At 74.8% G+C, this 11,389-nt stretch carries 9 protein-coding genes; 2 read left to right on the top strand and 7 right to left on the bottom strand.

Annotated elements, in window-relative coordinates; all coding sequences use genetic code 11:
- Window positions 1-15: 15 nt before the first annotated feature.
- Window positions 16-579 (top strand): rhodanese-like domain-containing protein, encoded by a 564-nt coding sequence (locus ACGFXC_RS25015; RefSeq protein WP_393716283.1) that lies wholly within the window; start codon window positions 16-18, stop codon window positions 577-579.
- 253 nt (window positions 580-832) lie between these two features.
- Here ACGFXC_RS25015 and ACGFXC_RS25010 read toward each other — a convergent pair whose 3' ends face one another.
- The 4 genes from ACGFXC_RS25010 to ACGFXC_RS24995 form a co-directional block, all read right to left on the bottom strand.
- Window positions 833-2,542, bottom strand: a complete 1,710-nt coding sequence (locus ACGFXC_RS25010; RefSeq protein WP_393716281.1) for a DUF885 domain-containing protein — start codon at window positions 2,540-2,542, stop codon at window positions 833-835.
- A 169-nt stretch (window positions 2,543-2,711) separates the two neighbouring features.
- Window positions 2,712-4,160: a GNAT family N-acetyltransferase gene (locus tag ACGFXC_RS25005; protein ID WP_393716279.1), complete on the bottom strand. Its 1,449-nt coding sequence runs from the start codon at window positions 4,158-4,160 to the stop codon at window positions 2,712-2,714.
- A 150-nt stretch (window positions 4,161-4,310) separates the two neighbouring features.
- A complete protein-coding gene (locus tag ACGFXC_RS25000) occupies window positions 4,311-5,909 on the bottom strand; it encodes an alkaline phosphatase D family protein (protein ID WP_393716278.1) in 1,599 nt (532 codons plus the stop codon).
- 98 nt (window positions 5,910-6,007) lie between these two features.
- The gene (locus tag ACGFXC_RS24995; protein ID WP_393716276.1) at window positions 6,008-6,931 is read right to left on the bottom strand and encodes an alpha/beta fold hydrolase; all 924 of its coding nucleotides are present in this window, start codon (window positions 6,929-6,931) and stop codon (window positions 6,008-6,010) included.
- A 329-nt stretch (window positions 6,932-7,260) separates the two neighbouring features.
- Here ACGFXC_RS24995 and ACGFXC_RS24990 point away from each other — a divergent pair, with 329 nt between their 5' ends.
- Window positions 7,261-8,013 carry a GntR family transcriptional regulator gene (locus ACGFXC_RS24990; RefSeq protein WP_393716274.1) on the top strand — a complete coding sequence of 251 codons (753 nt, stop codon included), beginning with the start codon at window positions 7,261-7,263 and terminating at the stop codon, window positions 8,011-8,013.
- 153 nt (window positions 8,014-8,166) lie between these two features.
- On the opposite strand, the gene ACGFXC_RS24985 is transcribed toward ACGFXC_RS24990, so the two are convergent.
- The 3 genes from ACGFXC_RS24985 to ACGFXC_RS24975 form a co-directional block, all read right to left on the bottom strand.
- Window positions 8,167-9,321, bottom strand: coding sequence for an ROK family transcriptional regulator (locus tag ACGFXC_RS24985; protein WP_393716272.1), 1,155 nt, complete (start codon window positions 9,319-9,321; stop codon window positions 8,167-8,169).
- 101 nt (window positions 9,322-9,422) lie between these two features.
- Complete coding sequence (locus tag ACGFXC_RS24980; RefSeq protein ID WP_393716270.1) at window positions 9,423-10,073, bottom strand: response regulator; 651 nt, start codon at window positions 10,071-10,073, stop codon at window positions 9,423-9,425.
- A gap of 4 nt (window positions 10,074-10,077) precedes the next feature.
- Window positions 10,078-11,253 (bottom strand): sensor histidine kinase, encoded by a 1,176-nt coding sequence (locus tag ACGFXC_RS24975; RefSeq protein ID WP_393716268.1) that lies wholly within the window; start codon window positions 11,251-11,253, stop codon window positions 10,078-10,080.
- Between the last annotated feature and the right edge of the window lie 136 nt (window positions 11,254-11,389).

Here is an 11,389-nt window from a genome sequence, read left to right as displayed (position 1 = left end):
CGTAGATTTTCAGCCATGACGACGAACCCGCAGGTCACCGAAATCACCGCCACCCCCGGCGTCGCTGCCACCCCCGGCGCCGCAGGCAACCCCGGCGCCGCCGCCAACCCCGTGCTCCGCGTCCCGCCGGCGAGCCCGGCCGCCGCGGCCGCGTACTTCGCCGCGAACCTGGCCTTCCACGCGGACGTCTCCGACGTCGCCGCGGCCTTCGCGGCCCACCGCGAGCGGGGCGCCGAACTCGGCTTCCAGCTGCTCGACTCCCGCTCCACCCCCTCCTGGGACCAGGCCCACGTGCCCGGCGCGGTCCACCTGCCCACCGCGCTGATCCCCGCACAGGCCGAGCGGCTCCTCGACAAGGACCTGCCGGTGGTGACCTACTGCTGGGGGCCCGGCTGCAACGGAGGCGCCCGGGCCGCGCTCGCCCTGGCCGAACTCGGCTTCCGGGTCAAGGAGATGCTCGGCGGCATCGAGTACTGGATCCGTGAGGGCTTCGAGGTCGAAACCTGGCAGGGCACGGAGCGGCGCGCCGGAGCCGACCCGCTCACCGCCCCGACCGACTCCGACGACTGCGGCTGCTGAACCGCCCCGCGGCCGCGGGGGGGGGGGGCCCCCCCCCCGGGGGGGGGGGGGCCCGCCGGGGGGGGGGGGGGGGGGGGGGGGGCCCCCCGGGGGGGCCGCCGCGGGCCCCCCCCCCCGCGGCCCCCCCCGGGGGGGGCCCGCGGGCCCCCCCCCCCACCCCGCCCCGCCCCCCCCCGCCCGCGGGGGCGGCCCCCCCCCCCGGGGCCGCGGCCGGGGCCCCCCCCCCGGGGGGGGGGGGGCCCCCCGTCCGGGGTCAGAGCTTGGAGAGCTCGTCCACCAGGTCGTCCAGGCCGAGCGAGCCCTGCGACAGGGCCGCCATGTGCCAGGCCTTCAGGTCGAAGGACTCGCCGCGCGCGGCACGGGCGTTGTCCCGGCCCAGCAGCCAGGCGCGCTCGCCCAGCTTGTAGCCGATCGCCTGACCCGGCATCGACAGGTACCGGGTCAGCTCGCTCTCGATGAACTCCGCGGGCCGGCCGCTGTGCAGACCGAAGAACTCCTGGGCCAGGGCGACCGTCCAGCGCTCGCCCGGGTGGAACGGCGAGTCCGCCGGGATGTCCAGCCCCAGGTGCATGCCGATGTCCACGATCACCCGGGCCGCGCGCATCATCTGGCAGTCCAGGTAACCCAGGCGCTGCTCGGCGTCCTTGAGGTAGCCGAGCTCGTCCATCAACCGCTCCGCGTACAGGGCCCAGCCCTCGGCGTTGGCGCTGACCAGGCCGACGCTCGCCTGGTAGCGCGAGAGCTGGTCCGCGACGTGCGTCCACTGCGCCAGCTGGAGGTGGTGGCCCGGAACGCCCTCGTGGTACCAGGTGGAGACCAGGTCGTACACGGGGAAGCGGGTCTGGCCCATCGTCGGCAGCCAGGTGCGGCCCGGCCGGGAGAAGTCCTCCGACGGGTTGGTGTAGTACGGCGCCGCCGCGCCGCCGGGCGGGGCGATCATGGACTCGACGCGCTTGACCCGCTCGGCGAGTTCGAAGTGGGTGCCGTCGAGGTTCTCGATGGCCTCGTCCATCAGGCCCTGGAGCCAGTCGCGGACCTCGTCGACGCCGTCGATGTGGGTGCCGTGCGCGTCCAGGTGCCGCAGCGCGTCCCACGGGTCGGGGTCGCCGGGCAGGATCTTCGCCGCCTCGGCCTTCATCTCCGCGAGCAGCCGGTGGTACTCCGACCAGCCGTAGGCGTACGCCTCGTCCAGGTCCAGGTCGGTGCCGTTGAAGTAGCGCGACCAGCGGGCGTAGCGCTCGCGGCCCACCGGGTCCGGCGCGTCCGCGACGGCCGGGGCGTACACGTCCCGCATCCAGTCGCGCAGTGCGACCACGGCGGCGGTGGCCGCCGCGGCGGCGCCGTCCAGCTCCGTGCGCAGGGAGTCGGGACCGCCGGCGGCGAACGCTCCGAAGAAGTCCCGGTCGCCGCCCTCGTCCTGGCCCGCCCAGGTGGTCAGCTGGGCGACGAAGGTGGCGGTGGGCCGGGGGCTGCCGTGCAGCCCGCGCTCCAGACCGAGGGCGAGGCTCTCGCGGTAGCCCGCGTACGCGGCCGGTACGGCGCGCAGCCGTTCGGCGATCGCGGCCCAGTCCTCGTCGGTGTCGGCCGGGGTCAGGGTGAAGACCTCGCGGACGGAGTGCGCGGGGGAGTGGATGTTGCTGACCGCGCGGAGGTCCTCGTCGGCTTCGTATACGGCGAGTTCGGCGTTCAGCCGCTCGCGCAGGAGGCGGCCGCACCGGCGTTCGGCGTCGCTGTCGGCGCCGGGCAGCCGCTCGGCGGCGTCCAGCCGGGCGAGGGTGGCGCGCGAGAGGCCGGCGGCGGCCGCGCGGCCGGCGGGGGAGAAGTCCGGCAGCAGGCCGGAACTGGCGGCGATGCCGAGGTACGTGCCCGTGATCGGGTCGATGGCGATGAGGTCGTCGACGTAGGCGTCGGCGACCTGACGGGGCAGACGTGCTGCGCTGTCACTGTGGAGGGTCTCTGACATGCGGCCATCTTCGTACGGATGGGGCCCCACGTCATCACCGTTCGGCCCCGGTCTCCTGTCGGACCCCCGCGCGCCGCCGCGCAACGTTCGTGGTTCCCGGGCGGCGCGGGGCCGGCCGGGCGCGGTCCGCGAGCGGTGCGCGAGCGGTGCGCCAGCGGTGCGCGAGCGGTCAGCGCTGCTCGCGCCGCTCGTACGGGGCCTGCGCGCGCGGGAGCTCGTAGGGCAGCTGCGAGGGGACGGGGGTCGCGTCGAGCCGGGCCGTGATGACCAGGGTGCCCTCCTCGATCTGGTAGTCGAGGGGCAGGCCCAGGCCGCGCATCGCGGCGACCATGCCGGTGTTGGAGGCCTGGGTCACGGCGTACACGCTGTCGCAGCCGGCCTCGACGGCCATCGCCACGAGGCGGCGCAGCAGTTCCGAACCGATGCCGCGGCGCTGCCAGTCGTCCTCGATGAGCAGGGCCACCTCGGTCTCGTCGCCGTCCCACAGCAGGTGGCCGAGGGCGACGAGCTTGCCGGAGGCGGTGGTGGCGGCGAGGGTGCGGCCGAAGCGGGGGCTCAACAGGTGGCCCAGGTAGCGGTCGGCGTCGGCGACGGGGCCGTGGTAGCGCAGGCCGAGGGTGCGCTCGCTGCACCGGTCGTGCATGGCGCGGGCGGCCGGGACGTCGTCGCCGTCGGCGCGGCGCACGGTGATCTCGTTGCCCTCGGGCAGCGTCAGGACGTCCTGGCTGCGCGGGACGCGGGGACCGAGGCGGGCGTCGAGCTCGACCAGGGCCCGGGCGCGGGCGAACTCGGTCGGGGTGAAGGGGAGGTGGGGCCGCTCGATGGTGATGGCGCCGCCCGAGGGGTCGCGCAGCCGCATCGACGTCGACTCCAGGAGCCCCTCGACGGGGGCGTCGGCGCCCGCGTTGGGGCGGCCGGAGAGGGTGGTCGCGGGGATCGAGTGGATGGTGCAGCGGCCCAGGAGCTGGCGCAGGGCCAGGGGGAGTTCGGCCGCGTCCAGTGCGGTCCGGGTGGCCAGGCCGAGGAGTCGGGTGGGGGTGTCCACCAGGTCGTGGGCGTCGGCGCGTTCGATCCAGGTGCTGTGGCCGCCGGCCCGCGCCACGGCGCGGGTCAGGTCGCCGGAGGGCAGTTCCTGGGGGGCGCGCAGCAGGAACTCGTCGACGGTGCCGCCCTCGGGGAGCGGGTGCGTCTGCAGGTTCAGGATGTCCACCCCGTTCCCGGCGAGCGCGGTGCAGAGCGCGGCCAGGCTGCCCGGCTGGTCGCGCACGGTCGTCCGCATCCGCCAGAGGGTGGCGCTGGTGACGGCCGGGGCCACCGCGCCCGTTCCCGTGCCCGTTCCCGCGCCCGGGCGCGGCGCGGGATCGGAGGGGGCCGGGTCCGCCGGCGGCGGCGCATGGCTGTGCCTGCGGGCCCACCAGGTGTGGAAGCCCGCCGTGATCAGCAGTGCCACGGCCGAGGCCACCAGCAGGACGGGGCCTTCGGGGCCGTGCGCGACGAGGTTCGCGATGCCGTCGGCGACGGCCACGGCGCAGAACAGGGCGGCGAGTTCGACGAGGTCGCGGCGCCAGTGGTGACGGTGCGGACGGATGGCGGCGGAGGCGGGGGTACGGTCAGTCATGCCGACCACTGTGGCTCAGGGGTGTTGCGCGATCACGAACGCTCTGTGACCGACTGGTTAAGTGTCGATCTGGCCGGTTTCTTCCAGTTTTCGGCGGGATTTCCGGCGCGTTGTCCGGCGGGGACATCCTGGCCTCAGTGGGCACGCGCCTCACGCCTGTCCCACGCGACCCGGCTGGAGCACCTGGGTGAAGAGTACGCCGCCGCCCTGGCGGCGCAGCCGCACGGTGAGTTCCCCGCTGCCGCCGTCGATCTCCACCTCGCCGTAGTACGGGGGGTTCTCCGCCGGGGACATGTTGGCGACGGGCGCCGACTGCGCGTACGCCGTCCGCGGTCCGAAGGTCGCGTCGAGCCGCCCCGCCGGGAACCCGCCCGCGCCGACGGGACCGGACACGAACTCCCAGAAGGGCGCGAAGTCGCCGAAGGCCGCGCGCTCGGGCGCGTAGTGGTTGGCGGCGGTGTAGTGCACGTCGGCGGTGAGCCAGAGGGTGCCCGTGACGTGCTGGTGCTTGATGTGCCGCAAGAGGTCGGCGATCTGGAGCTCCCGGCCCAGCGGGGCCCCCGGATCGCCCTGCGCGACGGCCTCGAAGTCCACCGCCCCGTCGGGCACGACGATGCCCAGCGGCATGTCGGCGGCGATCACCTTCCAGGTGGCCCGGGAGCGGACGAGCTCGCGCTTCAGCCAGGCCAGTTGCTCGGCGCCCAGGATGCCGACCGGGTCGTCGCTCTGGCGGCCGGGCGAGTTGGCGTCCCGGTAGGTGCGCATGTCCAGCACGAACACGTCCAGCAGCGGCCCGTGCCGCACCACCCGGTACATCCGCCCCTCGGCGCGCCCGCCGCGCAGGTCGGTGACCGCGAAGTACTCGCCGAAGGCCCGGCGGGCCCGGGCGGCCAGGGTGTCGACGTCCTTGACGGTGTAGCGCGGGTCGTCGATCAGCTGGCCCGGGTACCAGTTGTTGCGCACCTCGTGGTCGTCCCACTGGGCGAGGACGGGGACCTGGGCGTAGAACTCGCGCAGGTTGCGGTCGAGGAGGTTGTAGCGGAAGTTCCCGCGGAACTCGGCGAGGGTCTCGGCGACCTTCGCCTTCTCCTCCGTGGTGACGTTGTGCCAGATCCGCCCGTCGGGCAGCGGGACGGCGGCCTGGATCGGACCGTCGGCGTAGATGGTGTCGCCGCTGAAGAGGAAGAAGTCCGGGTCGCGCTGGCGCATCTCCTCGAAGACGCGGTAGCCGCCGATCTCGGGATTGATGCCCCAGCCCTGGCCCGCGAGGTCGCCGGACCACAGGAAGCGCACGCCGCCGGCGCGCGAGACGGGCGTGGTGCGGAAGGTGCCGCGCACCGGCTCCCCGGAGCGGCGCGGGTCGTCGGGGTCGGTGAGCACGACCCGGTAGTGGATCTGCCGCCCGGGCGGCAGGTCGCGCAGGGTGGTGGTGCCCGTGAAATCGGTGGCGGGTCCGAGGAAGGGGCCGCCGTGACGGCGGACGCCGTAGCGGAACGACTCGCTCGGGGAGGTCTCCACGTACATCCGCGCGGGCCGGTCGGAGCGCGTCCAGACGGTCGCCGAGTGGGCGGTGATCTCGCCGGTCTGGGCGCCCCACAGGGCGGCCGGGCGGCCGGAACGCACGAAGGCCGGCGCCCCGGAGCCGGCCGCCAGGGCGGGTGCGGCGAATGCCGTGGACAGGGCGAGGCCGAGCGGCACGGCGAGCGAACCGCCGAGCAGGGACCGTCGGGTGTGCGGCATCGGTGCCATCGGTGCGTCTCCAGGGGCCGGCGGGGGCGGGCCGGACCAGTGTGCCGCCGCACACCGGACCGGCCGCGTCTGCCACGCGAACCGCGGATGAACAGCCGTCAGCGGGTCATGTCGGCGCTTCCGGCGGGGGAGTTGGCGGCGGCGGGGCCGGTGGCCACGGGGCCGGCGGGGGCGGGGCCGGTGGCCGCGGCCGCCCGGGCGGTGTCGCGGATCACGCGGGCCACCAGTGCCGGATCGTCGTTCATCGGTACGTGACCACAACCGGCCAGCTTCACCAGCCGCGCCCCCGGCACGGTGCGCTTGGCGCGCACGCCCTGGCGGGGCGGCAGCAGCCGGTCGCGGCTGCCCCACGCGATGGTGACCGGGATCCCCGGCACGTCGTCGGTGAACCGTACGGAACCGCCCGCGGCCAGGGTCTCCTCGAACCCGGTGGCCTCCCGCAGGGCGAGGGTCTCGGCGATCACGGCCCCGGGGGAGCGGCGCGCCGGGCGGGCGTAGATCGTGCCCGTGAGCGCGGCCCGGCCGAGCGCGCTGCCGGAGAGCCGCTCCAGGGCGGGGAGGGGCAGCGCCCGTGCCCCGGCCCGCATGGCGCGCAGGGCGCCGAAGGCGTAGCGCCGCTCCGCCCCCGACCAGAACCCGGCGGGGGACAGGGCGGTGACCGAGCGGACGAGGCCGACCCGCCCCATCTCCAGGGCCAGCAGTCCGCCGAGGGAGTTGCCCGCCACGTGCGGGCGCTCCACTCCGAGCGCGGCGCACAGCGCGCCGAGGGCGGGGGCGATGGTGGCCAGGTCGTAGGGGACCCCGGCCGGCAGCGGGCCGGAGGCGCCGAAGCCGGGCAGGTCCACGGCGATGACGTCGTGGTCGGCGGCCAGCACGTCGCCGACCGGCCGCCAGGCCTGGAGGTGGTGGCCGATGCCGTGCAGCAGGAGGAGGGGTTCGCCGGCGCCCGTGCGCTCGTAGGCGACGGTGGTGGCGCGGGGGCCGAGCGGCGAATCGATCGTGAACGAGACCGTGGCGGTCATGCTGCTCCTCGTCGGTGGGACGCGTGTGAGACAGGCTGTCAGTAACGACTGGTCCCATGATTACCGTCCGGTAGCCCTCGGTCACAACCCTCCCGCCGCCCCCGCGTCCGGGGCGGTGAGCGAGAACATCCTGTGAACGGCTTGCGACATATGCCCGATCTGCCCGGCAAAGCGGCGAGGATTGGTCTTGACCAAGGGGGAGCGCCGTCCTATCGTCGCAGGGGATAGTGCAGGAACCTTTAATAAACAAAGGCGCGGAACTGCACGGAACTGCGGCGCGGAACGGCCGCTCGGACACGGCGCTTGCGGCGATTGCAGGAGGAGTCAGGGTGGGGACCACGCAGCTCGAATCGGTGCCGGAGCCGAAGTACTTGCACCTCAAGACCGTGCTCAGCGACGCGCTGGACCAGGACTTCGCCGTCGGCGAGGTACTGCCGAACGAGCGCGAGCTCGCCGCGCGCTTCGGCGTCGCCCGCGCCACCCTGCGTCAGGCCCTGGAGCAGCTCGAACTCGAAGGCCGCCTCCAGCGCCGCCGCGGCGTCGGCACCACCGTCGCCCCGCCGCGCGTCGGCGTCGCCGTCGGCAGTACGGGACACAGCTGGCCCGGCGAGAGCGCCGATGGCTGGGAGACCGTGGACGTGACCGAGGCCGTCCCCGCCGCCGCGGTCCTGAAGCTCCTCGGCACCCCCGCCGACCAGCCCGTGCACACCGTCCGCCGGACCCGCGTCACCCAGGGCCAGGCCGTCGCCGCCGAGCTGCTGTACGTCCCCGCCGCGTCCGTGCCCGGGCTCTCCGCCATCGACGCCCCCGCCGGAGCCGCGCGGGCGCGCGGCGTACTGCGGGAGCTCCAGCGGCTGGCCCTCGACGGCCAGGACCGCTCGGTCGAGCTGGGTTCCGCCCGCGCCGACGACGCCAAGGAACTGGACCGGCTGCCCGGTGCCCCCGTCCTGCTGGTGACCACGCGCTACTTCACCACCGAGGGCACCGCCGCCGTCTCCGTGGCCACGTACCGCGCCGACACCTGCCGCCTGACCTTCGGCGACGCGGGCATGGAGATCACCGAAACCCGCGCCGCCTCCTGACCTGCGCCGGTTACTGGGCCCGCGCCGGATACGGGGCCCTCGCCGCCTCCTGGGCCCGCGCCGCACCCCGCCGGCCGGCGCCCGGTCCGGGCCCCGTCCGGGCCCGGCGCCCGCGTCGGGCAGCCGGTCCGAGGGGCGGCCGGGCAGGTCGGGTCAACGGCGGGCGGTGACCGTCTTCTCCACCGCGAACAGTTCTTCCTCCACGTGGTCCAGCGCCAGCCGCAGCGCGCCCGTCGCCACCGCGGCCTCACCGAGCAGCGACAGCGCCACCTTCGGCGGGCGCAGGCAGTACCGCTCCAGCTCCCGCCGCAGCGGTTCGAGCACCCCGTCCAGCCCCGCCGCCCAGCCGCCGACGATCACCAGTTCCGGATCCATCGCCAGCACCAGCGCCGCCACGTCGTGCACGAGCCGCTGGAGGAACCGCTCCACCGCGGCCACCGCCCGCTCGTCGCCCCGCTTGGCCATCGCGAACACCTCGGCGACCGCCGGCTCGTCCAGCGGATGCAGCGGCTCGCCCGTCGTGGAGAGCAGCCGCTCCGGCGTCACCTCGCGGCCCAGCAGGTGCAGTGCGCCGATCTCGCCCGCCGCGCCCCCGAATCCCCGGTGCAGCCGGCCGCCGATCAGCGAGCCCGCGCCCGGGCTCAGCCCGGCCATCACGAACACCATGTCGTCGGTGTCCCGCGCCGCGCCCTTCCAGTGCTCGGCGACCGCCGCCGCGTTGGCGTCGTTCTCCACCTGTACCGGGCAACGGAACGAGCGCCGCAGCCGCTCCCCGAGGGGCAGCCCCGTCCAGCCCGGCAGGGCCGTGCCGAGGCGGACGGTGCCGTCCGCCTCCACGATGCCGGGACTTCCCACGCCGACCGCCCGCAGGGAATCCCGGGGCACACCGGCTCGGCGCAGCAGATCCGCCACCGCCGTCCTGACCTTCTCCAGCCGCTCGTCGGCCGACGCGCTCTCGGCGACCTCCTTCGTCCCGGCTCCGATCACGCGGCCGTCCAGCCCGGACAGCAGCACCGCGACCCGGTGCGCGCCGATCTCTATGCCCAGTAGGTGCCCGGCCTCGGCCCGGAAGCGGAAGCGCCTCGCCGGCCGTCCCTGGCGTCGCGCGCCCTCCTCGGCCCCGGCCTCGACCACGAGCCCGGTGCCCATCAGCCCCTCGACGACCCCCTCGACCGTCGGGCGGGAAAGCCCGGTGACCCGGGTGAGGTCGGTGAGTGTCGGCGATTCGGCCGCGCGCAGTGCCCGGAGCACCACGGCCGAATTGATCCGTCTGAGCAGAGAAGGATCCCCGCCGGTCAGCTGCCCCAACGTGTGTCCTCCCAGCTAGCGGCCCTGTCAGCCGGATCGTACTGCCCGCTCGGCGCGGCGGCGAGGAGCAGCCCCCCATCCGCCGGAATCGGCCCCTCCCCTCACGCCGGGGAAACGAATCCGGACTCGTAGGCGGTGATCACCGCCTGGGTCCGGTCCCGCGCCCCCAGCTTCCCCAGGATCGCGCTGACGTGTGACTTCACGGTCTCCGTGCCGACGATGAGCTCCTTGCCGATTTCCACGTTGGTCAGCCCGCGTGCCATCAGCCGCAGCACCGCCTCCTCCCGCTCGGTCAGGGACGCCTTCCGCAGCGCGGCTCGCGCCTGCCGGTTGCCGTACTCGGCGGCCAGAGCGCGCACCGCCGCCGGGAAGAGCAGCGTCTCGCCCTCCGCCACGAGCCGGACCGCGTGGACGATCTCCGCGGGCCGGGCCCGCTTGAGGAGGAACCCGTCCGCACCGGCCCGCAGCGCCTGGTAGACGTACTCGTCGTTCTCGAAGGTGGTGACCACGAGGATCTTGGGCGGCGAATCCACCGACCGGAGGACCGCCCGTGTCGCCTCGATCCCGTCGAGCAGCGGCATGCGGACGTCCATGGCGACCACGTCCGGTCGCAGCCGGCGCACCAGGGGGATGACGGAGGCCCCGTCGGCGGCCTCACCCACCACCTCGATGTCGGACTGCGCTTCCAGAACGGCACGCAGACCCGCGCGCACCAGGGGTTCGTCGTCGACGAGCAGTACGGTAACCGGCATCCGGTCAGCGTATTCGTTCCAGCGGCAGCCGGGCGCGCACTCTCCAACTGCCCTCGTGAGGGCCGGTGTCAGCCTCGCCGCCGAGCAGCGCGGCCCGTTCGCGCATCCCGCGCAGTCCGCTCCCCCCGCCCACCGTGATCTTGGGGTGTTCCGGCATCGGGTTCGTGACTTCCAGGTCCAGCCCGTTGGCGGTCGCCTCGACCCGTACCCTCACCGGGACGGGGCCGCAGTGCCGCAGCACGTTGGTGAGCGCTTCCTGGAGGATCCGGTACCCCTCCCGGGTGACCGGTCCGGGCAACGCGGCCAGCGGTCCGCTCAGCTGGGCGTCCACCGCGGACCCTGATGCGCGGGCCGATTCCAGCAGCCGGTCCGCCTCCGCCAGGGTCGGCCGCTGCGAGGGCGGCTGCGCCGACTCCCGCAGGACGAGCAGCACCCGCTCCAGATCCTCCAACGCGGCCCGCCCCGTCTCCTCGATCGCATGCAGGGCGCGGTCGGTGAACTCCGGATCGCCGGCCGCCCGCGCCGCGCCGGCCTGGACCACCGCAACGGTCAGCGCGTGCCCGATGGAATCGTGCAGCTCGCGCGCGATCCTGGTCCGCTCCAACAGCTGTTCCGTCCGCGCCTCCAGCGCCGTCAGCCGTTCGGCCGCCGAAGGCCCCAGCAGCCGCTTCGCGAGCGCGGTGATCAGGTCGCCCAGCAGGACCACGGCCACGATCAGCACGAGCAGGGGCAGGGGTGCGAGCAGAGCGGCGGCCCAGGGCGCCAGCGTGACGGGCACGACCACGTCGGAGTGCGGGGGGCGGCCCACGGCGGTCGCGATGAGCTCCACGCTCGTGACCGGGAGCCAGACGGTGGCGAACATGGCGACGCCGCTCACGACCAGCCGCACCTCCAGCCAGAGCACGGTGCGCCAGCGGTCCGTCCAACGGGTGGACGCGGCCGCGCAGATGCCGCTCTCCTCACTGTCCCGGCGCCCCGGGGTCAGCAGGAAGTGGGCCTGCAGCCCCTCGGCCAGCCGCACCCACGGCACGAAGCCGAACGGTATGACGATGAGCAGGGGCACCCACGGGCGACCGGGATTGATGAACATCCACAGCGCGAGGAGCAGCAGCGGAACGCACAAGTGCAGCCAGCGCGTGTACGTCACCGGCCGGAGCGGCGCACGGAGGAGTCGGATCATGTCCTCATCGTGGCAGGGGCGGGGGCGGTGGGGGGGGGCCCCCCGGGGGGGGGCCCCCCCCCCCCCCCCCCGCGGGGGGGGGGGTGGGGAGGGGGCCGACCTTAGGCGCCAGAAAGCCCCCGTAGTACCTCACCCA

This window comes from Streptomyces sp. NPDC048507 (assembly GCF_043199995.1).
Lineage (GTDB): Bacteria > Actinomycetota > Actinomycetes > Streptomycetales > Streptomycetaceae > Streptomyces.
This window is presented reverse-complemented; position numbering and strand designations above follow the sequence as displayed.

Excerpts from the sequence above, each read along its gene's own strand:
- ACGFXC_RS25015 (WP_393716283.1), top strand. The coding sequence starts at position 16 with ATGACGACGAACCCGCAGGTCACCGAAATCACCGCCACCCCCGGCGTC.
- ACGFXC_RS25010 (WP_393716281.1), bottom strand. The coding sequence starts at position 2,542 with ATGTCAGAGACCCTCCACAGTGACAGCGCAGCACGTCTGCCCCGTCAG.
- ACGFXC_RS25005 (WP_393716279.1), bottom strand. The coding sequence starts at position 4,160 with ATGACTGACCGTACCCCCGCCTCCGCCGCCATCCGTCCGCACCGTCAC.
- ACGFXC_RS25000 (WP_393716278.1), bottom strand. The coding sequence starts at position 5,909 with ATGGCACCGATGCCGCACACCCGACGGTCCCTGCTCGGCGGTTCGCTC.
- ACGFXC_RS24995 (WP_393716276.1), bottom strand. The coding sequence starts at position 6,931 with ATGACCGCCACGGTCTCGTTCACGATCGATTCGCCGCTCGGCCCCCGC.
- ACGFXC_RS24980 (WP_393716270.1), bottom strand. The coding sequence starts at position 10,073 with ATGCCGGTTACCGTACTGCTCGTCGACGACGAACCCCTGGTGCGCGCG.
- ACGFXC_RS24975 (WP_393716268.1), bottom strand. The coding sequence starts at position 11,253 with ATGATCCGACTCCTCCGTGCGCCGCTCCGGCCGGTGACGTACACGCGC.